This is a genomic window from Stenotrophomonas sp. P2112, from assembly GCF_041897515.1.
GTDB classification, from domain to species: Bacteria; Pseudomonadota; Gammaproteobacteria; order Xanthomonadales; family Xanthomonadaceae; genus Stenotrophomonas; species Stenotrophomonas sepilia.
Genome location: NZ_CP169216.1, coordinates 3,475,638 through 3,496,642, shown reverse-complemented (window position 1 = coordinate 3,496,642; position 21,005 = coordinate 3,475,638). Strand labels below are relative to the sequence as shown.

The following is a 21,005-nucleotide window of genomic DNA, read 5'->3' as shown; positions in this document are numbered from 1 at the left end:
CCACTGCACCCTTCCTCAGAAGATATCGAACGCGGCGGCGTCGGCCTGCGGCGTATTGAGGTTCAGGTCGTAGTCGGTCAGGCGATCCATGTCTTCCACCTTCACCCACTCGGTCGCGCCGTTGAGCGTGGCCTGGACCATGCCGCTGGGCGGCTCGTTCTGCGCGATCGGGGTGTCCTTCAGCGCGGTGCGCATGTAGTCGATCCAGATCGGCAGCGCCGCCTTGCCGCCGTACTCGCGGTAACCCAGCGAGCGGAAGTCGTCGCGGCCCACCCACACGGTGGTCACGTACGGGCCGCCGAAGCCGGAGAACCAGGCGTCACGATGGTCGTTGGTGGAGCCGGTCTTGCCGCCCACGTCCTCGCGGCCGAGCACCTTGGCCTGCACACCGGTACCGCGCTGGACCACGTCGCGCATCATCGACACCAACTGGTAGGCGGTGCGGGCGTCGATCGCGCGCGGGGCGGTGCGGGCATCCGGGTTGGCCGGAGCGGCGGCAGTTTCGGTCTTGGCTTCGGCCTTGGCCGCAGCGGCCGGGTCCACCTTCGGGGCCGGGGCGCCGAAGTTGAAGCCATCCACCACCTGGTTGACCGGCTGATCGCTGCTGCCGGCGCAGTCGCGGCAGGCCAGCGCCGGGTTTTCCTTGAACACCAGGTTGCCGTCGCGGTCATTGACCTGGTCGATCAGCCAGGTATCCACGCGCGAGCCGCCATTGGCGAACACCGCGTAGCCACGCGCCACCGACAGCGGGGTCAGCGATGCAGTGCCCAGCGACATCGACAGGTTCGGCGGCAGCTCCGATTCGGCAAAGCCAAACTCGCTGATGTACTTGCGCGCGTAGTCCACGCCCATGCCATCAAGCAGGCGTACCGAGACCAGGTTGCGCGACTGCACCAGCGCTTCACGCAGGCGCATCGGGCCGCGGAAGCCGCCGCCATCGTTCTGCGGGGCCCAGGTCTTGCCGCGGCGATCGCGGAACACGACCGGGGCGTCGAGCACGATCGAGGCCGGGTTGTAGCCCTTGTCGAAGGCGGCCGCGTAGACGAACGGCTTGAAGCTCGAACCCGGCTGGCGGCGGGCCTGGGTGGCGCGGTTGAACTTGTTGCCGGAGAAGCTGAAGCCACCCACCAGCGCCTTCAGCGCGCCGCTGTGAGCATCCAGCGAGACCAGCGCGGACTGGCCGCGCGGGATCTGGTCCAGCAGCCACTCCCCGTCCTTGGCACCGGCGCGTACGCGCACGATGTCGCCGCGCTGCACCAGCTTGCCCGGGGTCTTGTTGGTCCACTTGGCGGCGCCGGCCGGCAGCACGATCTCGGTGCGGTTGGCCAGCACCACCGTGGCGCTGCCATCGGCCGCGGTGCTGGCGACGATTGCCGGCAGCAGGCCGGCCTGGCCGTACATGCCGCGCAGGTGCTCGGCCAGCGCGGCGGTATCGTCGCCGGCGCCCAGCTGCACCTGCTTCTCCACGCCGTGCCAACCGTGACGGTGGTCGTACAGCAGCAGGCCATCACGGACGGCCAGGTTGGCGGCGGTCTGCAGGGTGGAGTCGATCGTGGTGGTGACGTGGTAGCCCTTGTTGACCACGTCGCCGCCGAAGCGGGCGATCATTTCCTGGCGCACCAGCTCGGCCACGTAGGGTGCATCGACCTGCACCGGCGGCTCATGCGCGGTGGCGTGCATCGGCACGGCCTTGGCCGCGTCGGCTTCGGCCTGGCTGACGAACTTCAGGTCGGCCATGCGCTGCAGCACGTAATTGTCGCGGCGCTGGCGGGCACGTTCCGGGTTGGAGATCGGGTTGCCCGACGACGGGAACTTGGGGATACCGGCCAGCGAGGCCATCTCGTCCAGGTCCAGCTCGTTCAGCTTCTTGCCGTAGTAGAACTCGGCGGCGGCCGCCACGCCGTAGGCGCGGTTGCCGAAGAAACTCTTGTTCAGGTACAGCTCGAAGATCTCGTCCTTGCTCAGCTCGGACTCGATCTTGCGCGCCAGCAGGATCTCGGCCAGCTTGCGGGTGTAGCTGTACTCGGAGCTGAGGAAGAACTGGCGGGCAACCTGCTGGGTGATGGTGGAGCCACCCGGCACGCGCTTGTCGTTGGTGGTGGCCAGCAGCCAGACCGCACGGCCGATGCCCATGTAGTCCACGCCGCCATGTTCGTAGAAGCGGGCGTCCTCGGTGGCCAGGAAGGCCTGCTTCAGCCGCTCGGGCACGTCCTTCATGGTGACCGGGGTGCGCCGGGTCTCGCCGAACACCGCCATCAGCTTGCCGTCGGCAGCGTAGACGTACATCGGCTCCTGCATTTCCACGTCGCGCAGGGTCTGCACGTCGGGAAGCTTGGAGGAAACGGCATAGTACAGACCGCCCACGGCGGCCGCGCCGATCAGCGCCAGGACCAGGACAATCAGGAAGATCCAGCGCAGCCAGCGGCGGAGTCGAGTCATCGGGTTCAGATTCCGATTGCGAATTTCGTGGTCGCAGAGTATAGATTACGCAAGGTGGCGGCTGGGGTCGGCACCGGGGAGCGCAAGGGGAACAGTCAGGGGCTGCATGGTGAATCCGTGAGGGATTTCACAGCAGGGCCGTTGCCATTTGCTAAGAATACGTTATTAATGCTCGGACGCAGGTCTTGCGTCCAAGTGCCCGTCGGCAGGGGAGAAACCGTGGGGCTCATCCCAAAAAGTCAGTCGCCGCTTGTAGGCGTCGACATCAGTTCGACTGCGGTAAAGCTTTTGCAGCTGTCCCGCAGCGGCAATCGTTTCCGCGTGGAACATTACGCTGTGGAACCTCTTCCGCCGAATGCGGTGGTGGAGAAGAACATCGTCGAAGTGGAGGCCGTCGGTGAGGCCATCCGCCGGGCGATGAACCGTTCAGGCAGCAAGGCCAAGTTGGCCGCTGCCGCCGTCGCGGGGTCGGCGGTGATCACCAAGGTGATCCCGATGCCGGCCGATCTCGACGAAAACGACATGGAAGCCCAGATCGAGCTGGAAGCGGTCAACTACATTCCGTATCCGATCGAGGAAGTGAACCTGGACTTCGAGGTGATCGGGTCGATCCCGAACAACCCGGAGATGGTCCAGGTGCTGCTGGCCGCGTCGCGTTCGGAGAATGTCGAGCTGCGCCAGTCCGCGCTGGAGCTCGGTGGCCTGCAGGCCAAGGTGATGGACGTGGAGGCCTTTGCGGTCGAGAACGCCTACGCCCTGGTCGCCAGCGAGCTGCCGGTGTCCATCGACGGCGTGGTTGCGCTGGTCGACATCGGCGCCACCATGACCACCCTCAATGTCCTGCGCGGCGGTCGTAGCCTTTACAGCCGCGAGCAGGTGTTCGGTGGCAAGCAGCTGACCGACGAGATCATGCGCCGCTACGGCCTGAGCTACGAGGAAGCCGGGCTGGCCAAGCGCCAGGGCGGCCTGCCGGAAAGCTACGAGATGGAGGTGCTGGAGCCGTTCAAGGAAGCCACGGTCCAGCAGATCAGCCGCCTGCTGCAGTTCTTCTATGCGGGCAGCGAATTCAACCGCGTCGATCACATCGTGCTGGCCGGCGGCTGCGCCGTGCTCGGTGGCCTGCCGGAGATGGTCGAGGAACAGCTGGGTGTGCCGACCGTGGTCGCCAACCCGCTGGCGCAGATGACCCTGGGGCCGAAGGTGAACGCGCATGCGTTGGCCCAGGATGCCCCCGCGCTGATGATCGCGACCGGTCTGGCGCTGAGGAGCTTCGACTGATGGCACGCATCAATCTATTGCCCTGGCGCGCCGAGCGGCGCAAGCAACGCCAGCGCGAGTTCTACGCAATGCTGGGCATGGCCGCTGTCGGTGGCCTGCTTTTGTCGCTGATGATCTGGTTCTATTACGACCGCCAGGTGAGCGGCCAGATGGACCGCAACGCCTACCTGGAAGCCGAGATCGAGAAGGTCAAGGAACAGAACAAGGAGATCGATCGCCTCGACGCGCAGAAGGAACGCCTGCTGGCCCGCAAGAAGGTGATCGAGGAACTGCAGGCCAAGCGCTCGCAGATGGTCCACCTGTTCGACGCGCTGGTACGCACCATTCCCGATGGCGTGGTGCTGACCGCGCTGAAGCAGGAAGGGGATGTGCTGACGCTGGAAGGCCGCACCCAGTCCAACGCCCGCGTTTCGGCCTACATGCGCAACCTGGAGACCTCCGGCTGGATGACCAATCCGGAGCTGTCGATCATCGAAGCGCGTGACCCGGAGAAGGACAAGGATGGCAAGGTCGGTCCGCTGGCCGACATCAAGGCGCTGCCCTACGTGTTCGTGGTCAAGGTGAAACTGCCGGCACAGAGCGAAGAGGTCTCGGCGACGCCGGGCCTGAACGCCGATGGGTCGGTGGCGACGGCTCCGCCGGCACCGGTGGCTCCGTTGGCCGCAGGTCCGGATGCCGCGACGCCTGCGGCTCCGGCAGCGGGCCAGCCGGCAGCGGCTCCCGCCGCACCGGCCGCTGCACCGCCGGCCACTCCGGCCAAGCCGAACCAACCGGCCGCTCCGGCCGCCGCGCCGGCCCCGGCACCTGCCCCGAAGCCTGAGGGCAGCCGCCTGGCGCAGCCGCCGCAGGCCTTCAATGCGCTGCTGCAGGGGGACCGCGCATGAGCCAGAAGATCGACATCAAGAACCTGGATTTCAACGACATCGGCAACTGGCCGCAGAAGGCCAAGATCGTCTTCTGCTCGTTGCTGGCGCTGGTCATCATGTTCGTGGCGTGGATGCTGCTGATCAGCGGCAAGCGCGAAGAACTGGCCGGCCTGGAATCGAAGGAAGTCGAGCTGCGCGCCGAGTTCACCAAGCAGCAGGAACGCGCGGTGAACCTGGGGCCGCTGAAGCAGCAGCTGGCGCAGATGGAGCAGGTGCTGCAGCAGATGCTGCGGCAGCTGCCGAGCAAGACCGAAATGCCCGACCTGATCATCGACATCTCGCAGACCGCGCTGTCCAGCGGCCTGACCAACGAGCTGTTCGAGCCGGAGCAGGAGCAGATCAAGGAGTTCTACGCCGAGAAGCCGATCAAGCTGCGCATGGTGGGCAGTTACCACCAGTTCGGCGCATTCGTCAGTGGCGTGGCCTCGTTGCCGCGGGTGGTGATCCTGACCATGCATGACATCAACCTCAAGCCCAAGGAAAAGACCGGCGGCAACGTCCGCAGCGGTGCACTGGAACTGTCCGGTACGGTCAAGACCTACCGTTACCTGGACGAGACCGAAGTGCAGGCGCAGCAGGCGGCCGACGCTGGCAAGGAGGGCAAGAAGTGATGCGCGCGCAGACCGTACGTGGTGCGATGGTGCTGGCTGTACTGCTGCTGGCCGGTTGCGGCCGTGGCGTGACCAGCACGCCCGGCGACGCACCGAACCTTGAGAAGTGGGTGGAAGGCGAGCGCGCGCGACCGGCGCAACCGCTGGAGCCGCTGCCGGTGATGCAGCAGTTCGAGACCTTTGAATACTCCGCGCAGGGCATGCGCGATCCGTTCACCGATGCCTGGACCAATCCGCAGCAGGGGAACGGCGGATTGCGACCGGACCCGAACCGGCGCAAGGAGCCGTTGGAAGGCTTCCCGCTGGATGCGCTGGACATGGTCGGCACCATCGGTACCGGTGCAGGCACCGTGGCGCTGGTGATGGGGCCGGACAAGGTCACCTACCGGGTTCGCCCGGGCGGTTACCTGGGGCAGAGCGACGGGCGGGTCACGGCGGTCTTCGAAGACCGCGTGGAGCTGATCGAACTGGTGCCGGATGGCGCGGGTGGCTGGCTGGAACGGCCGGCAACGCTCTCGCTTGAAGATCAATGATCGTTTACTGGGGATAGCACGATGACCTTTCACCAAGCCAAGGGGCTGCGTCCCATCCGGCGCTCTACCTTGAACCGTGTCAGCGCGCTGGGAGTCGCGCTGATGCTGGCCTGCGCTCCGGCGCTGGCTGCCGCACCGGCGGAAAAGCCGGTGGGCGCCACCGTGGCACCGGCCGCTGCGCCGGCAGGCCTGTCGGTGGCCAAGATCGATTTCAAGCGTGGCGATGACGGCGCCGGGCGCCTGATCGTGCAGTTCGACGGGCAGGGCGCGATCCCTGACCTGCGCACGCAGGGCAACAGCGTCGTGGTCGACGTCGGCAATGCCCGACTGCCGGCCAACCTGCAGAAGCCGATGAACGTCACCGACTTCGCCACGCCGGTACAGCGCATCGACGCCAAACCGTCCGGTGCCGGTACCCAGCTGGTGCTGAGCACCGGGGGTGCCGTGGAGTCGCTGGCCTACCAGAGCGGCAATGAGTACGTGGTCGAGATCAGCCCGCGGCAGGCCCCGGCCGCCGTCGGCGCGGTCACCGCCGGCAGCGTCACCCAGGCGGCCAAGGCCGTCGGCCAGCGTGGTTTCACCGGCAAGCCGGTGACCTTCAACTTCCAGGACGTGCCGGTGCGCACCGTGCTGCAGTTGATCGCCGAGGAGTCCAACCTGAACGTGGTTGCGTCCGACTCGGTGCAGGGCAATGTGACCCTGCGCCTGGTCAATGTGCCGTGGGACCAGGCGCTGGACATCGTCCTGCGCGCCAAGGGCCTGGACAAGCGTCGCGATGGCAGCGTGATCTGGGTGGCGCCGCAGGCTGAACTGGCCAAGTTCGAGCAGGAGAAGGAAGACGCGCGCATCGCCATCGAGAACCGCGAAGACCTGCAGACCGACTACATCCAGATCAACTACCACAGCGCCACGCAGATCTTCAAAGCGCTGACCGAGGCCAAGGGCATTGGTGGCAGTGGCGGTGGTGGCAGCGGTGGTGGTTCGGGCAGCTCGTCGCAGGAAGACAGTGGCTTCCTGTCCTCGCGCGGCCGCATCGTGGCCGACGAGCGCACCAACACGCTGATGATCAGCGACATCCCGAAGAAGATCGCGCGCATGCGCGAGCTGATCAACGTGATCGACCGCCCGGTCGACCAGGTGCTGATCGAAAGCCGCATCGTCATCGCCACCGATACCTTCGCCCGCGAACTGGGTGCGAAGTTCGGTGTCAGCGGCAGCCGCGACAACGTGTACTTCAGCGGCAGCCTGGATGCCAACGCCAAGACCCGTGAGTCGCAGGTGACGACCGACCTGGCCAACGCCAAGGCCGAGCGTGACTGGGAAGCCGGTGGCCGGGTCGGCCCGCCGCCGGTGAAGTCCGGCTCGGCGATCACCCGTGGCCTGAACTGGAACCTGCCGGTGGCCGCCGCCAGCAACCCGGGTTCGCTGGCACTGTCGATCCTCAATGCCGGCTACCTGCTGGACGTGGAACTGTCGGCCATGCAGCAGGAATCGCGAGGCGAGGTGATCTCCAACCCGCGCGTGGTCACCACCAACCAGCGCGAAGCGATGATCAAGCAGGGCAAGGAGATCGGTTACGTCACCATCAGCGGTGGTACCGCTGGCGGCGTGGCGACGCCGAACGTGCAGTTCAAGGAAGTGGTGCTGGAGCTGAAGGTCACTCCGACCATCACCAACGACAACCGCGTGTTCCTCAACATGCAGGTGAAGAAGGACGAAGTCGACCAGCTGATCCAGCTGGAGGGCTACGGCACGGTGCCGTCGATCAACCGCCGCGAAGTCAATACCGCGGTGCTGGTCGAGGACGGGCAGACCGTGGTGATCGGTGGTGTCTACGAGTTCACCGATCGCAACAGCATCAGCAAGGTGCCGTTCCTGGGCGACGTGCCGTTCCTGGGCAACCTGTTCAAGAAGCGCGGCCGCAACAAGGACAAGGCCGAACTGCTGGTGTTCGTCACCCCGAAGGTGCTGCGCGTGGCCAAGCAGAACTGAGCCACCGCTCCGAAGTCTTCGAAGAAGGGCCGCCCTGTGCGGCCCTTCCTCGTTTCCGCCGGTAGATCCACGCCATGCGCGGATGCGCTGTTCAGCCGTTCTTGATGCCAATCGCAAGGCACCCTGCGATGATGTCGGGAACCCGTGCCGTCCTGCGCCGGTCAAAGGCCCCCATGAACCTGCCACCGCCGATGCCCGAAACTGTCTCGCCGCCGCCCGCGCCGGCAACCTCCCGCCTGCATGCGGCATTCACCCAGCTGCGCGATGCGTTGTCGACCGAGATCGTCGGCCAGGCGGCCCTGGTCGAACGCCTGCTGATCGCGTTGCTGGCCGACGGCCACCTGCTGGTGGAGGGCGCGCCGGGCCTGGCCAAGACCACGGCGATCCGTGCACTGGCCTCGCGCCTGGAAGCAGACTTTGCCCGCGTGCAGTTCACCCCCGACCTGCTGCCGGCCGACCTCACCGGCACCGAGATCTGGCGCCCTCAGGAGGGCCGCTTCGAGTTCGTGCCTGGCCCGATCTTCCACCCGATCCTGCTGGCCGACGAGATCAACCGTGCGCCGGCCAAGGTGCAGTCGGCGCTGCTGGAAGCCATGGGCGAGCGCCAGGTCACGGTTGGCCGCCATACCTATGCGCTGCCGCCGCTGTTCCTGGTGATGGCCACGCAGAACCCGATCGAGCAGGAAGGCACGTTCCCGCTGCCGGAAGCGCAGCTGGACCGCTTCCTGATGCATGTGCGCATCGGTTACCCGGACCAGGCCGCCGAATCGGAGATCCTGCGGCTGGCCCGTGAGCGTGCCCGCGGTGCATTGGGCGAGGCCGCGCCGGCGCCAGACAAGATGCCGATGCAGGACGTGTTCGACGCCCGCCGCGAAGTGCTGGACCTGCACATGGCACCGGCACTGGAGCGCTACCTGATCGAACTGGTGCTGGCCTCGCGTGATCCATCGCGCTACGACGCCGGCCTCGGCCGCCGCATCGCATGGGGGGCAAGCCCGCGCGGTTCCATCGCACTGGAACGCTGCGCCCGCGCGCGGGCGTGGTTGTCTGGCCGTGACTTCGTCACGCCCGACGACGTGCGCGCGGTCGCCGCCGACGTGCTGCGCCATCGCGTGCTGCCCAGCTATGAAGCCACCGCCGAAGGCTGGGACGGCGAGCGCCTGGTGCAGGAGCTGCTGGCCCGGGTGCCGGCACCCTGAGCCTGCGGATGACCGATCCATCCGTGGAACAGGCACCGTCTGCGCTCGAAGGTGACGGGCTGCGCCCGCAGCTGGCCGAACTGGTCGCGCTGCGCCGGCTGGCACAGCGTCCGCCGCCGCCGCGCCGTGGCCGCACCGGCAACGCGGGCCAGGCACCGTCCCCGCTGCGCGGCCGCGGCATGGAGTACGCCGAGTCGCGCGAATACGTGGCCGGCGACGACGCGCGCCACATCGATTGGCGTGTGACGGCGCGCACCGGTCGCGCCCATACCAAACTGTTCCAGGCCGAACGCGAACGAGTCAGCCTGATCGTGGCCGATACCTCGCCGGCGCTGTACTTCGGCACCCGCGTGCGCTTCAAATCGGTGCAGGCCGCACGCGCCGGTGCTGTTGCCGCGTGGTCGGCGCAGCGCCGTGGCGACCGCGTGGGCGCATTGCGTGGCAGCGACCGCGAAGCGCCGATCGCTCCGGCAGGTGGGCCACGCGGCGTGCTGCGCGTGCTCGACGCGCTGACCCGCTGGTACGCACAGCCGCCAGCCGACGATCTGGGCCTGGAGCGCGCGCTGGACCATGCCGGTCGCGTGCTGCGCCCGGGGGCACGCATGCTGGTGCTGGCCGATCCGCAGCAGGCCATCCGCATTCCGCCCGCGCGCTGGAGCGCGCTGGCCCAGCATCACGACCTCAGCCTGGTGCTGCTGGTCGATCCACTGGAGCTGCGGCCACCGTCGGCGGCGTTGCAGTTCCAGACCGCGCAGCAGCGCATCGGTCTCGACCTGCGCCGCAGCGAAGTGCAGGCGCACTGGCAGGCGCACTTTGTCGAGCCGCTGCAGGAACTTCGGCGCCAGCTCGGCGCACGCCGTGTCGACGTGCAGGTGCTGTCCTCCGATGCGCCCAGCGACGCCTGGCTGGCGCCGTCGCCGACCGAGGTGCCGGCATGAGCGCCGCGCTGCCGTTGCGCGATGTGCAGCTGCCGCCAGCACCGTCATGGTGGCCGCCAGCCCCTGGTTACCTGATGATCGGCGCGGTGGTCGTGCTGGTGCTGCTGGTGATCGCCGTGGTGATGTGGCGACGTCGCCGCCGCCGCCAGCGCTGGTTGCAGCTGTTCGATCAGGAACTGGCAATCGCCCCCGACGCTACGGCCGAACTGGCGGCCATCGCGGGACTGCTGCGCCGTGCCGCACGCCATGCGAAGCCGGGCAGCGAATCACTGCGCGATGACGCCTGGTGGCAACGCCTGGACCCGCAGGGCACGTTGCCCGATGCGCGCCGCAGCCTGTTGGCCGAAGGCGCCTATCGCCCGTGCGTCGACAGCAACGACGTGGCCGCTGTGCGCAGCTGGGCCCGCGAACGCTATCTGGCGATGCTGCTGGAGCGGCGCCGATGAACCTGCTGGCAAGTTACTGGCCATGGCCGGACCTGCAGCTGGCGTGGCCGCTGGCCCTGCTGGCCCTCCCGATGCCGCTGCTGATGCGCTGGTGGAAGCGCCGTGCAGAACCCGGCGCCGCACTGCGTGTGCCCTATGCTGCCGCCGAGCTCGAAGCCCTGTCTGGTGGCGGCCGTGTTGACGCGTCGTGGCTGCGCACGCTGCTGCTGTGGCTGGGCTGGTGTGCACTGTGCATCGCGCTGGCACGACCGCAGCAGCTGGGCGAAGCCATCACCCCGCCGCAGCAGGGACGGCAGATGATGCTGGCGATGGATGTGTCCGGCAGCATGGGCGAGGGCGACATGGTGCTGGGCGGCCAGGCGGTCGATCGCCTCACCGCGGCCAAGGCCGTGCTGGCCGACTTCCTGGATCGTCGTGCCGGCGACCGCGTTGGCCTGCTGATCTTCGGCGACCGCGCCTATACGCTCACGCCACTGACTGCGGACCTGGCCAGCGTGCGCGACCAGCTGCGCGACAGCGTGGTCGGGCTGGCCGGGCGCGAGACCGCCATCGGGGATGCCATCGGCCTGGCGGTCAAGCGCCTGCGTAGCCAGCCGGAGGGGCAGCGCGTGCTGATCCTGTTGACCGATGGTGTCAGCAATGCTGGTGTGCTGGAACCCCTGCGCGCCGCGGAAGTGGCGCGCGCCGAGGGCGTGCGCATCCACACGGTTGCGTTTGGCGGCGATGGCAGCATGCGGTTGTTCGGCATTCCGATTTCCACCGACCAGGATCCGGTCGATGAGGCCACTCTGAAGAGGATCGCCAGCATGACCGGCGGCCAGTTCTTCCGCGCGCGTGATACCGCGCAGCTGGCCGGCATCTATGCCGAGCTCGATCGCCTGGAGCCAGTGGCCGCAAAGGGCCCGAGCCTGCGCCCTCGCGAGGAACGCTATGCGTGGCCGTTGGGCCTGGCATTGCTGCTGGGCGCATTGGCATGGCTGTGGCCGGAGCGTCGCCGATGATCGCGTTTGCTTCGAATCTTCCCGACTGGAACGCGCTGCACTTCCTGCGGCCCGAGTGGTTGTGGGCACTGCTGGCGCTGCCGCTGATCATCGCGTTGGCGCTGTACCGGCAACGGCGCAGTGATGCGTGGCGGCAGGCGGTGGATGCACATCTGTTGCCACATCTGCTGGCCGCCGGCGCGAAGCGTCGTGTGCGCCTGCCATGGGCGCTGCTGCTGGGCTGGACACTGGCATCGCTGGCGATGGCCGGGCCGAGCTGGCGGCAGCAGGCGCAGCCGATGTTCCAGGCCAGCGCACCGCTGCTGGTGGTACTGGACCTGTCCAGCCGGATCAGCGCAACCGATCTGCCACCGTCGCGCCTGCTGCAGGCGCGCGCGAAAGTGGGCGAGCTGCTGCGCGCGCGCCAGGGCGGGCAGGTGGGCCTGGTGGTGTATGCCGATGATGCCTACACCGTGGCGCCGCTGACTGATGACGGCCGCAATGTTGCGCTGTATCTGGATGCGCTGTCGCCGGACGTGATGCCACGCGATGGCCAGCGTGCCGACCGCGGCATCGACTGGGCAACACGGCTGATGCGGCAGATCGGTGCGCTGCAGGGGCAGATCCTGCTGGTCAGCGATCAGGCGGATGGTGAAGCTGCACTGGCGGCAGCGCAGGCACGCAGCCTGGGCCTGCAGGTGTCGGTGCTGGGCCTGGGCACGCCTGCCGGTGCGGCCTACCGCGATGGCAGCGGGCAGATCCGCCAGGCTGCGCTGGATGAAGGCAGCCTGCGCGCGGTGGCCACTGCCGGCGGCGGCCGCTATGCACGCATCTCCGCCGATGACAGCGATCTGCGTGCGCTCGGTGTACTCGACGCGCGCGAAGGCACGCCGGCGCAGCGGCCGGGCGAAGGCAAGCAGTGGCGTGACGAAGGCTTCTGGCTGCTGCCGCCGGTGATGCTGCTGGCATTGCTGGCCTTCCGCCGTCGTGCGCTGCTGGCCGCGGTGCTCGCGGTCGGCCTCGTGCCATGGATGAATGACGCGCAGGCGCAGGCACCTGCGACGCAGGCCTCGCAACCCGCGCAGGGCACGCTGTGGAAGCGTAACGACCAGGCGCAGCATCAGCGCCTGGCCGAGGGGGTCCAGGCTTACCGCAAGGGCGACTTCGCCACTGCGCGCAGGCAGTTCGAGGGTATCGACAGCGATGCCGGCTGGTACAACCTGGCCAACACGCTGGCACGCGAAGGCAACTACGACGAAGCGATCGCCGCCTACGACCGCGCGCTGGCGTTGCATCCCGGCATGGCCGATGCGGTCGCCAACCGTGCCGTGGTCGATGCCGCGCGCAAGCGCAGGCAGTCGGGTGGCAAAGGCCAGAATCAGCAGAAGCCACCGCAGAAAGGGCAGCAGAAGCAGCAGAACGATGCCCCGGGCCAGCAGAACCCGCAGGGCCAGAAGCCGCAGCAGGGACAGCAGAATCCCGGCCAGGGCCAGCAGGGGCAGCCCAAGGCGGGTGACGACAAGAACCCGTCGAGCCCGCAGCCCGGCGAGCGCGGCCGCGATGGCCAGCAGGCGCCACCACAGGTGGAGGATGCCAAGGCACAGGCCCAGGCCGATGAGCAGCAGCGCCAGCGCATGCAGCAGGCGATGCAGCAGGCACGCGAGGGCGAGGCTGGCAAGGACGGCAAACCCGTACCGGGGGGGGAGGGCCGCACGCCGCGCGAGCGCGAGGAGCAACAGGCGGTGGAAGCGTGGATGCGGCGTGTGCCGGATGATCCGGGCGCGCTGCTGCGGGCCAAGTTCCAGCTGGAAAACGAACGCAGGAAGAGGGAAGGGCGATGACGCGGGCGATCAACATGCACGGGCACTGGTCACGGCCGGTACTGGCGGCGCTGTTGCTGTGGCTGCCGCTGCTGGCCTGGGCGCAACCACGTGCCTGGCTGGACCGCGACCGCATCGCGATGGGTGATACGGTCACCCTTAATGTCGAGAGCGATCAGGGCGCTCCCGACTTCACGCCATTGCGCACCGACTTCGACCTGAGCGGCCAGACCAGCAGCCGCCAGGTGGAATGGAGCAATGGCAGCATGCGGCAGCGCAACCTGTATGGCGTGGCGCTGACGCCGCGGCGCAGTGGTGCGCTGGTGGTACCGGGCCTGCAGGTGGGCAGTGTGCGCACTGCGCCGCTGACGCTGCAGGTCGATGCGGCCGCCGTGGCCAGGCCTGACAGCAATGCGATGGCCTTCATCGAAACCCTTGTCGATGACGATACGCCGTACGTGCAGCAGAGCGTGGGCGTGGTGGTGCGGTTGTATTTCGCCTCGCAGCTGGCCTCCGGCGAGCTGGTGCTGGATACCCCGGCGGGCGCGTCGTTGCAGCGCGTTGGCGACGACCGCACAGATGTGCGCCAGGTCAACGGGCGCCGCTACAACGTGGTCGAACGACGTTTCCTGCTGATCCCCGAGCGCAGCGGCGCGTTGCGGCTGTCCGGTGCGCGTTTCAGCGGGCGCAGTGCCGGAGGTTTCTTCGATGACTTCTTCGGGGGCGGCGATGGCCGCATGAATGCCACTGGCGCAGACCGCACGTTGCAGGTGCAGGCACAGCCGGCACAGGCGCCGCAGCCGTGGTTGCCCCTGCAGAGCCTGCAGCTGCGCTACACCAGCGCGCCCACCAGTGCCCGTACCGGCGAGGCAGCCAACGTGGTGGTCGAAGCGGTTGCCGAAGGCGCCACCCGAGCACAGTTCACCGACCTGCCGGTCCCCGATGTCGGCAACGCAGCGCAGGTGTTTGCCGAGCCGGCACAGTACGAAGAGACCTTCAACGGCAGCACGCCGCGCCTGAAGATCACCCGCCGCTATTCGATCGTGCCGCGCAAGCCGGGTTCGCTGGTGGTGCCGGGACCACGCCTGCCCTGGTGGGATGTGCGCAACGGCAAGGCACAGGAAGCCAAGCTGCCGGACCTGACGCTGGCCGTTGCGGCCGGTACCGGCGCTGCCACTGCCTCGCCGGCAGCGCTGCCACCGATCGACACCGCTGCCGCGCTGCCGGGCAGCGATGGACAGGATGCGCGTATCGCCGCGACCGATCCACGCGCCAGCGGCCTGTCCGAGCGTCCGTGGCCGTGGATGGCGGCGGCCATTGGCCTGGCGCTGCTGTGGCTGCTGACCCTGTTGTGGGGCTGGCAGCGAGGCCGACGCCCGCGTGTGGCGACGCCTGCAGCCGGCACGCCCTCTGTGCCGACCGTGGTGAGCGGACGCGCGGGCCTGGCCGAACTGCGCCGCGCGCTGGATGGTGAGGGTTTCGATCAGGTGGAGGCGCGTCTGTGTGCGATGGCGGGCGTGGAGCGCATCGAGCAGGTGATCGCCCGGCTGGATGACCCGGCCCAGCGCCAGGTGTTGCTGGACCTGCAGCAGGCGCGCTGGGGCGGGCAGGGCGAACTGGCCCCTTTGCGCACGCGCCTGCGCGAGGTCTTCCGTGACGGACCGCACTGGTCGGCGGCTACCGGCGCCGCCGACACTGGCCTGGCGCCGTTGTATCCAACGCGGCGAACCTGAACCGGCGCCGCTTGCGCGCTTTGTTAGAGTGCATTCATTTTTCGAGGAAACCCGCGCATGACAGCAGCTGCTGCCGACAAGAAGAAGTTGCCCCTGCATTGGAAGATGGGCATCGGCTTTGCGATCGGCCTGATCCTGGGACTGATCGTGCACGCCCTGGGCGGCAGCGTCGATGGTCTGCAGGCCGGTGCCAAGTGGGTCATGGACTACGTCACCACCCCGGCGTCGGGCCTGTTCCTCAACCTGATCTTCATGCTGATCGTGCCGCTGATCTTCTCGGCGCTGATCATGGGCGTGTCGGAGATGGGCGACATCCGCGCCCTCGGCCGCATCGGCTGGAAGACCCTGGCGTATACCGTGCTGCTGTCCGGCATCGCGGTGGGCATCGGCCTGGTGCTGGTCAACCTGCTCAAGCCGGGCGCCGGCGTGGATCCGCAGGTCGCCGCGATGATGCTGTCGGAGAACGCCGAACGCAGCAAGGAAATCGTCGCTGGCATCCATGGCACGCCGAAGGGCATGGACATGCTGCTGTCGATCGTGCCGAGCAATGTGCTGCAGGCCGCGTCGGACAATGGCGCGATCCTGTCGCTGATGTTCTTCGCGCTGATGTTCGGCATCGGCATGGTGCTGACCGACAACGAGAAGGTCGCCCCGTTGCGCCGCGCCATCGAAGGCGTGTTTGAAATCTCGATGACCCTGATCAACCTGGTCATCCGCTTGGCCCCCTATGCAGTGGCCTGCTTCATGTTCAATCTGGCCGCGCTGTTCGGCTTCGAGCTGATCATCCGCCTGGGCGCGTACGTGGGCGTGGTGGTGCTGGCGCTCGGCCTGCACATGGTCGTGACCTACGGTACTGCCGTATGGCTGTCTGGCCGCTCGCCGCTGTCGTTCTTCCGCGATACCCAGGAAGCGACGGTGATGGCGTTCTCCACCGCCTCCAGCAACGCGACCCTGCCGACCGCACTGCGCGTGGCGGACCAGATGGGCCTGCCGCAGCGCGTGTCGCGCTTCGTGCTGACCGTGGGTGCCACCGCCAACCAGAACGGCACCGCCCTGTTCGAGGGCGTGACGGTGATCTTCCTGGCCCAGTTCTTTGGCGTGGACCTGAGCATTGGCCAGCAGATCATGGTGATGGCGGTCTGCATCCTCGGCGGCATCGGCACTGCTGGTGTGCCGTCGGGCTCGCTGCCGGTGGTGGCGATGATCTGCGCGATGGTCGGTGTGAATCCGCTGGGCATCGGCCTGATCCTGGGCGTGAACCACTTCCTGGACATGTGCCGTACCGCCCTGAACGTGACCGGCGACCTGGCCCTGACCACGCTGGTGGCCAAGGGCGAGTCGCATGACGGACCGGCGCTGGGCACGCCCCTCGATTGAACGCGCCCTGAATGCCATGGATACTATCCCGACGCATGGAAGGCGTCGGGATTGGCGCCGTGCGAAAGGGAGCAGAAATGAGGATTTCGTACGTGATGGTCGCCGCCCTGGGCCTGCTGGCTTTCGACGCCAGTGCCCAGAAGGCCTGTGAAACCAACTACACCAAGACCGGCAGCTTCTTCGCCGGGCGCACCTTCACCACCTGGGACGTGGTGCCCAACGTTACCCCGGCCGACGCTCTCAAGCGTATCCAGATCGAGGGCGTGAAGTCGGGCCTGAAGGTGGCCAGCGTGGACAAGGACCTGGGCATGCTGACCCTGGAACAGAACGTCCAGTTCAATGGTGGCCAGACCACCCTGCCGTGGAACGTGCTGGTTGAAGCCGAGGGCAAGGGTTCGAAGATCACCGTGACCAAGACCACCCCGGCCACCTACGCCACTGGCGAGGACTTCCAGAAGAAGTCGATGTGTGGCGTGATCGAGGCTGCCGCGCCCAAGTAAGGGGTTGGCGGGACCAGATCCCTTTCACTGGCAAGGGATCTGGTCCTACGCCTGAACCCGGCCCCGCGTCTGTGGGACAATAGGCCGCCCGCACGTCCGCGGCCGCCTCCCGATTCCGACAGAACCATGACGCAGCCTACCCGTCGCCAGTTGGCCAACGCCATCCGCTTCCTCGCCGCCGATGCGGTTGAAACCGCAAAGTCCGGCCACCCCGGCATGCCCATGGGCATGGCCGACATCGCCGAAGTCCTCTGGAACGACTACCTCCGCCATAACCCGAGCAACCCGCACTGGTTCAACCGCGACCGTTTCGTGCTGTCCAACGGCCACGGTTCGATGCTGCAGTACGCGCTGCTGCACCTGAGCGGTTACGACCTGCCGATCGAGCAGCTCAAGCTGTTCCGCCAGCTGGGCAGCCACACCGCCGGCCACCCGGAGCGCCACGAGACCCCGGGCGTGGAAACCACCACCGGCCCGCTGGGACAGGGTTTCGCCAATGCCGTGGGCTTCGCCCTGGCCGAGAAGCTGCTGGCACAGCGCTTCAACCGCCCGGAGCTGGAAGTGGTCGACCACCGCACCTGGGTGTTCATGGGTGATGGCTGCCTGATGGAAGGCGTGTCGCACGAAGCGGCCTCGCTGGCCGGCACCTGGGGTCTGCACAAGCTGGTCTGCTTCTGGGACAACAACCACATCTCCATCGACGGCAACGTCGAGGGCTGGTTCACCGACAACACCCCGGAACGTTTCGAGGCCTATGGCTGGAACGTGATCCGCGATGTTGACGGCCACGACCCGGAAAGCATCAAGGCCGGCATCGAGGCCGCGCTGTCGCAGAGCGACAAGCCGACCCTGATCTGCTGCCGCACCACCATCGGCTTCGGTTCGCCGAACAAGGCGGGCAAGGAATCCAGCCACGGTGCTCCGCTGGGCAAGGACGAGCTGGAAGCCACCCGCAAGCAGCTGGGCTGGGAATACGGCCCGTTCGAGATCCCGCAGGCGATCTACGACGGCTGGCGCGCCAATGGCGCCGGCACGCTGCGCCAGGCCGAGTGGGAACAGCTGTTCGACAAGTACGCCAGCCAGTATCCGGCGGAGGCGGCTGAGCTGACCCGCCGCTCGCATGGCGAGCTGCCGGCCGACTTCGTTGCCAAGGCCGATGCCTACATCGCCCAGGTGGCCGCAGAGGGCCCGACGATCGCCTCGCGCAAGGCCTCGCAGCTGGCCATCGAAGCCTATGCGCCGCTGCTGCCGGAAATCGTCGGTGGCTCGGCCGACCTGGCGCACTCCAACCTGACCCTGTGGAAGGGCAGCAGGTCGGTCGCCAGCGACGACGCCAACGCCAACTACGTGTACTACGGCGTGCGCGAGTTCGGCATGACCGCCATCGCCAATGGCCTGGCCCTGCACGGTGGCTTCATTCCGTTCGACGCCACCTTCCTGGTGTTCAGCGATTACGCCCGCAACGGCGTGCGCATGAGCGCGCTGATTCCGGCCCACGCCATCCACGTCTATACCCACGACTCGATCGGCCTGGGCGAAGACGGCCCGACCCACCAGCCGGTGGAGCACCTGGCCTCGCTGCGCTACATCCCGAACAACGACGTGTGGCGCCCGTGCGATGCGGTCGAGTCGGCCGTGAGCTGGAAGGCCGCGATCACCCGCCAGGACGGCCCGAGCTGCCTGGTGTTCAGCCGCCAGAACCTGCCGCACCAGCCGCGCAGCGCCGAGCAGATCAAGCAGATCGAGCGCGGCGGTTACGTGCTGGCCGATGCCGCCGGTACCCCGGACGTGATCCTGATCGCCACCGGTTCGGAAGTCTCGCTGGCTACCGAAGCCAAGGCCCAGCTGGATGCGGCCGGTATCAAGACCCGCGTGGTCTCGATGCCGTCCACCGACGTGTTCCTGCGCCAGGATGCGGCCTACCGTGAATCGGTGCTGCCGAACGCGGTGCGCAAGCGCGTGGCCGTGGAAGCTGGCGTCACCGGTTTCTGGCGCCAGTTCGTAGGCCTGGACGGTGCCGTGATCGGTATCGACACCTTCGGTGCCTCGGCCCCGGCCGACCAGCTGTACAAGCACTTCGGCATCACCACGGCGCACGTGGTGGAGGCCGCCAAGGCGCTGTAAGCGGCGACATGGAGTGATGAAGGAAAGGCCGGCGCAAGCCGGCCTTTCTCGTTGCCGGAAGAAAAAGGGGACGGAGGGAATCAAGTCGTATGTGCACAAACGACTTGATTCCCGCCGTACCCTTTTTTCAGGCGGTGCGTGCCAGTGCCAGGCGCAGCAGCCGCGCGTCCAGGCGTTCGGCGAAATCTTTCGGTGCCTGCAGGCCCATGCGCTGCAGGTACACCGCATCGCCGTCGCCGGCCGGTTGCCGCAGCGCTGCCCAGACGGTGCGCAGCTTGTCGCTGCGGGTCTGCGTGTTGGCCTTCAGCCACGCCAGCGCTTTGACCAGCACCTGCTCGATCTCGTTGAAATCGCTGCCCAGCGGGTAGTCCGGCAGGCTGCCATCGGCACGGAATGGGGCCAGTGCCGCGGCCAGTGCCTGCGGCGTGTTGCGCTGCTGGCGCTGCGGGTCGGGCTGGGACGCCGCCAGCAGCTTGCGCGAGGCGTGTGCCTGCTGCAGCAGATCGCCCTGGAAGGGCGCTTCGGTGATCGCGGTCATCGCATGCACGCAGTCTTCGTCGGTCAGGCCGCGCAGATCGGCGATGCCGTACTCGTTGAGGTAAATGTCGCGCAGGTGGCGCGGGATGGTGGTGTGGCCGTAGTTCCAGCGCACGTTCGATTCCCGGTGGCCCTTGTCATCGCGTGCGGCACGGAACATCAGCACGCTGCGCGCTTCCGGCAGGGCATGTGCCATCGCCACGAAGTTGTACTGGCCGCCCACGCCGGACACCACGCGTCCATCGTCCAGCGCGTCCGATACCGCCGCGCCGAGCGCGGTAGCCATCATGCAGGAATTGAAGAAGCGCGCATGGCGGCGCTGCAGGCGCTCCAGTGCCTCGTTACCGCCATACAGCTGGTTGATCTCGCTGATGCGGCGCATGCCGATCGCACGGCATTCGTCTTCCGGCAGCGTGCGCAGCCACTCGTAGAACTCCGGTGAGCCCAGGTAGAACGCACCGTGCAGGTACTCGCCTTCGGCGGCCAGGGTGGCATGGTCGATGGACAGCGTGCTGCCATTTTCGATGCGTTGCATCAGCGCCAGGTCGTCGTGCACCTTGCGCTTGATCACCCCGGTCTGCACCAGCCTGCGGAAGCCCTCGTTGAGCATCTCGCTGCAGCCGTACAGTCCCACTTCGAACGGGTCCACGCCGCCGATCTCCTGCACCAGCGGGTGGCTGGCCAGCTGCGGATCAAGTGCATGCAGCACGCGGCGGTAGCGCGCGTTGTCGGTGTGGCGCAGCACCAGCGCATGGCTGAGCGCGTCGGCCAGCGTGCCGATGCCGATCTGCAGGGTGCCGCCGTCGCGCACCAGGGTGCTGGCATACAGGCCGATGGCGTAGTCGGCATCGCCGACCGGCTGCCGCGGCAGCCCGAACAGCGCCGGGTACGGTGGCGGTGGGGTGATCACCAGATCGAAGAACGACACATCGACCGTCGCCGAGCCGGCCAGGTAGGGCAGCTGCGGATCGATCTCGGCGATCAGCAACGGGCGCGGCAGGCCGCGCGCGGTCATCGCATCGAGCGTGTCCTGGGTGATGTCGTTGTTGCACGACAGCGAAAGCCGGCGGTCATTCGGCCGCATCGCCACCTTCTGCACGATCACCTGCGGTGCGCGCTGAGCGACCGCATCGGCGGCGTGGGTGTAGTTCAGGCTGGTATAGCTGGATTGCGCCTGCCGCGAACCGAGCAGGGCGCCGGACTGCATGTAGAACTCTTCCACCTGCACGTGCGCTGGCAACGCGTCGCGCGCGATCGCATCGGCATAGGCCAGGCGCGGGAAATCGTCGCCGAAGTGGCGCTGCGCAAACGGCGCCAGGAAGCGTGCCTCCAGGCCGTTGCCACGCGCCTTCGGCGGATTCAACGACAGCGCGGTATACAGCTGCAGCGGCCGTGAGGGATCGTGCTCGACGCGCGCATACAGGGCGTTGAGCAGCCGATGTGGCTTGCCCAGCGCCAGCGGTGCCCCGATCCGCAGCGGCCCGTCCACGCGCGCTAACAACCAGTCGACGGCGGCGTCCAGGTCGGTGAGGTGTTCGGTCATGCGTGGCGGTCCTGCGTGCGGGGGAGTGC

16 protein-coding genes are annotated in these 21,005 nt (G+C 67.6%); 14 read left to right on the top strand and 2 right to left on the bottom strand.

Translation table 11 applies throughout. From position 1 onward, the window contains the following. Window positions 1-15: 15 nt before the first annotated feature. The gene (locus ACEPA4_RS16135) at window positions 16-2,439 is read right to left on the bottom strand and encodes a penicillin-binding protein 1A (protein ID WP_111128205.1); all 2,424 of its coding nucleotides are present in this window, start codon (window positions 2,437-2,439) and stop codon (window positions 16-18) included. 219 nt (window positions 2,440-2,658) lie between these two features. Here ACEPA4_RS16135 and ACEPA4_RS16130 point away from each other — a divergent pair, with 219 nt between their 5' ends. The 14 genes from ACEPA4_RS16130 to tkt all read left to right on the top strand — a co-directional run bounded on the left by ACEPA4_RS16130 (window position 2,659) and on the right by tkt (window position 18,896). Further along, a complete protein-coding gene (locus ACEPA4_RS16130; RefSeq protein ID WP_014038321.1) occupies window positions 2,659-3,717 on the top strand; it encodes a pilus assembly protein PilM in 1,059 nt (352 codons plus the stop codon). Beyond that, window positions 3,717-4,601 (top strand): PilN domain-containing protein, encoded by an 885-nt coding sequence (locus tag ACEPA4_RS16125; RefSeq protein ID WP_065185317.1) that lies wholly within the window; start codon window positions 3,717-3,719, stop codon window positions 4,599-4,601. Before ACEPA4_RS16130 ends, ACEPA4_RS16125 begins: the two co-directional genes overlap by 1 nt. Continuing rightward, on the top strand, window positions 4,598-5,254 hold the full coding sequence (locus ACEPA4_RS16120) for a type 4a pilus biogenesis protein PilO (RefSeq protein ID WP_057493352.1): 657 nt from the start codon (window positions 4,598-4,600) through the stop codon (window positions 5,252-5,254). The genes ACEPA4_RS16125 and ACEPA4_RS16120 overlap by 4 nt, the downstream gene beginning before the upstream one ends. Continuing rightward, window positions 5,254-5,787, top strand: a complete 534-nt coding sequence (locus ACEPA4_RS16115; RefSeq protein WP_005418914.1) for a pilus assembly protein PilP — start codon at window positions 5,254-5,256, stop codon at window positions 5,785-5,787. The genes ACEPA4_RS16120 and ACEPA4_RS16115 overlap by 1 nt, the downstream gene beginning before the upstream one ends. A 21-nt stretch (window positions 5,788-5,808) precedes the next feature. Further along, complete coding sequence (locus tag ACEPA4_RS16110; RefSeq protein ID WP_065185316.1) at window positions 5,809-7,779, top strand: type IV pilus secretin PilQ; 1,971 nt, start codon at window positions 5,809-5,811, stop codon at window positions 7,777-7,779. A gap of 173 nt (window positions 7,780-7,952) precedes the next feature. Then, window positions 7,953-8,978 carry an AAA family ATPase gene (locus ACEPA4_RS16105; RefSeq protein WP_374082891.1) on the top strand — a complete coding sequence of 342 codons (1,026 nt, stop codon included), beginning with the start codon at window positions 7,953-7,955 and terminating at the stop codon, window positions 8,976-8,978. Between the two features lie 8 nt (window positions 8,979-8,986). Beyond that, window positions 8,987-9,916, top strand: coding sequence for a DUF58 domain-containing protein (locus ACEPA4_RS16100; RefSeq protein WP_065179082.1), 930 nt, complete (start codon window positions 8,987-8,989; stop codon window positions 9,914-9,916). After that, the gene (locus tag ACEPA4_RS16095) at window positions 9,913-10,362 is read left to right on the top strand and encodes a DUF4381 family protein (protein ID WP_065179081.1); all 450 of its coding nucleotides are present in this window, start codon (window positions 9,913-9,915) and stop codon (window positions 10,360-10,362) included. Before ACEPA4_RS16100 ends, ACEPA4_RS16095 begins: the two co-directional genes overlap by 4 nt. Further along, on the top strand, window positions 10,359-11,363 hold the full coding sequence (locus ACEPA4_RS16090; RefSeq protein ID WP_053498463.1) for a VWA domain-containing protein: 1,005 nt from the start codon (window positions 10,359-10,361) through the stop codon (window positions 11,361-11,363). The genes ACEPA4_RS16095 and ACEPA4_RS16090 overlap by 4 nt, the downstream gene beginning before the upstream one ends. Then, window positions 11,360-13,183 carry a VWA domain-containing protein gene (locus tag ACEPA4_RS16085; protein ID WP_374082890.1) on the top strand — a complete coding sequence of 608 codons (1,824 nt, stop codon included), beginning with the start codon at window positions 11,360-11,362 and terminating at the stop codon, window positions 13,181-13,183. Before ACEPA4_RS16090 ends, ACEPA4_RS16085 begins: the two co-directional genes overlap by 4 nt. Next, on the top strand, window positions 13,180-14,895 hold the full coding sequence (locus tag ACEPA4_RS16080) for a BatD family protein (protein ID WP_065185313.1): 1,716 nt from the start codon (window positions 13,180-13,182) through the stop codon (window positions 14,893-14,895). Before ACEPA4_RS16085 ends, ACEPA4_RS16080 begins: the two co-directional genes overlap by 4 nt. A 57-nt stretch (window positions 14,896-14,952) precedes the next feature. After that, entirely contained in the window at window positions 14,953-16,272 is a 1,320-nt protein-coding gene (locus ACEPA4_RS16075; protein ID WP_065185312.1) for a dicarboxylate/amino acid:cation symporter, read from the top strand. 77 nt (window positions 16,273-16,349) lie between these two features. Further along, window positions 16,350-16,772: a hypothetical protein gene (locus ACEPA4_RS16070; RefSeq protein WP_227837915.1), complete on the top strand. Its 423-nt coding sequence runs from the start codon at window positions 16,350-16,352 to the stop codon at window positions 16,770-16,772. A gap of 126 nt (window positions 16,773-16,898) precedes the next feature. Further along, on the top strand, window positions 16,899-18,896 hold the full coding sequence (gene tkt, locus ACEPA4_RS16065) for a transketolase (RefSeq protein ID WP_065179078.1): 1,998 nt from the start codon (window positions 16,899-16,901) through the stop codon (window positions 18,894-18,896). Window positions 18,897-19,023: 127 nt separating this feature from the next. Here tkt and ACEPA4_RS16060 read toward each other — a convergent pair whose 3' ends face one another. After that, window positions 19,024-20,976 carry an acetyl-CoA hydrolase/transferase C-terminal domain-containing protein gene (locus ACEPA4_RS16060; protein WP_065179077.1) on the bottom strand — a complete coding sequence of 651 codons (1,953 nt, stop codon included), beginning with the start codon at window positions 20,974-20,976 and terminating at the stop codon, window positions 19,024-19,026. Window positions 20,977-21,005: the final 29 nt, after the last annotated feature.

Excerpts from the sequence above, each read along its gene's own strand:
- ACEPA4_RS16135 (WP_111128205.1), bottom strand. The coding sequence starts at position 2,439 with ATGACTCGACTCCGCCGCTGGCTGCGCTGGATCTTCCTGATTGTCCTG.
- ACEPA4_RS16125 (WP_065185317.1), top strand. The coding sequence starts at position 3,717 with ATGGCACGCATCAATCTATTGCCCTGGCGCGCCGAGCGGCGCAAGCAA.
- ACEPA4_RS16120 (WP_057493352.1), top strand. The coding sequence starts at position 4,598 with ATGAGCCAGAAGATCGACATCAAGAACCTGGATTTCAACGACATCGGC.
- ACEPA4_RS16115 (WP_005418914.1), top strand. The coding sequence starts at position 5,254 with ATGCGCGCGCAGACCGTACGTGGTGCGATGGTGCTGGCTGTACTGCTG.
- ACEPA4_RS16110 (WP_065185316.1), top strand. The coding sequence starts at position 5,809 with ATGACCTTTCACCAAGCCAAGGGGCTGCGTCCCATCCGGCGCTCTACC.
- ACEPA4_RS16105 (WP_374082891.1), top strand. The coding sequence starts at position 7,953 with ATGAACCTGCCACCGCCGATGCCCGAAACTGTCTCGCCGCCGCCCGCG.
- ACEPA4_RS16100 (WP_065179082.1), top strand. The coding sequence starts at position 8,987 with ATGACCGATCCATCCGTGGAACAGGCACCGTCTGCGCTCGAAGGTGAC.
- ACEPA4_RS16095 (WP_065179081.1), top strand. The coding sequence starts at position 9,913 with ATGAGCGCCGCGCTGCCGTTGCGCGATGTGCAGCTGCCGCCAGCACCG.
- ACEPA4_RS16090 (WP_053498463.1), top strand. The coding sequence starts at position 10,359 with ATGAACCTGCTGGCAAGTTACTGGCCATGGCCGGACCTGCAGCTGGCG.
- ACEPA4_RS16085 (WP_374082890.1), top strand. The coding sequence starts at position 11,360 with ATGATCGCGTTTGCTTCGAATCTTCCCGACTGGAACGCGCTGCACTTC.
- ACEPA4_RS16080 (WP_065185313.1), top strand. The coding sequence starts at position 13,180 with ATGACGCGGGCGATCAACATGCACGGGCACTGGTCACGGCCGGTACTG.
- ACEPA4_RS16075 (WP_065185312.1), top strand. The coding sequence starts at position 14,953 with ATGACAGCAGCTGCTGCCGACAAGAAGAAGTTGCCCCTGCATTGGAAG.
- ACEPA4_RS16070 (WP_227837915.1), top strand. The coding sequence starts at position 16,350 with ATGAGGATTTCGTACGTGATGGTCGCCGCCCTGGGCCTGCTGGCTTTC.
- tkt (WP_065179078.1), top strand. The coding sequence starts at position 16,899 with ATGACGCAGCCTACCCGTCGCCAGTTGGCCAACGCCATCCGCTTCCTC.
- ACEPA4_RS16060 (WP_065179077.1), bottom strand. The coding sequence starts at position 20,976 with ATGACCGAACACCTCACCGACCTGGACGCCGCCGTCGACTGGTTGTTA.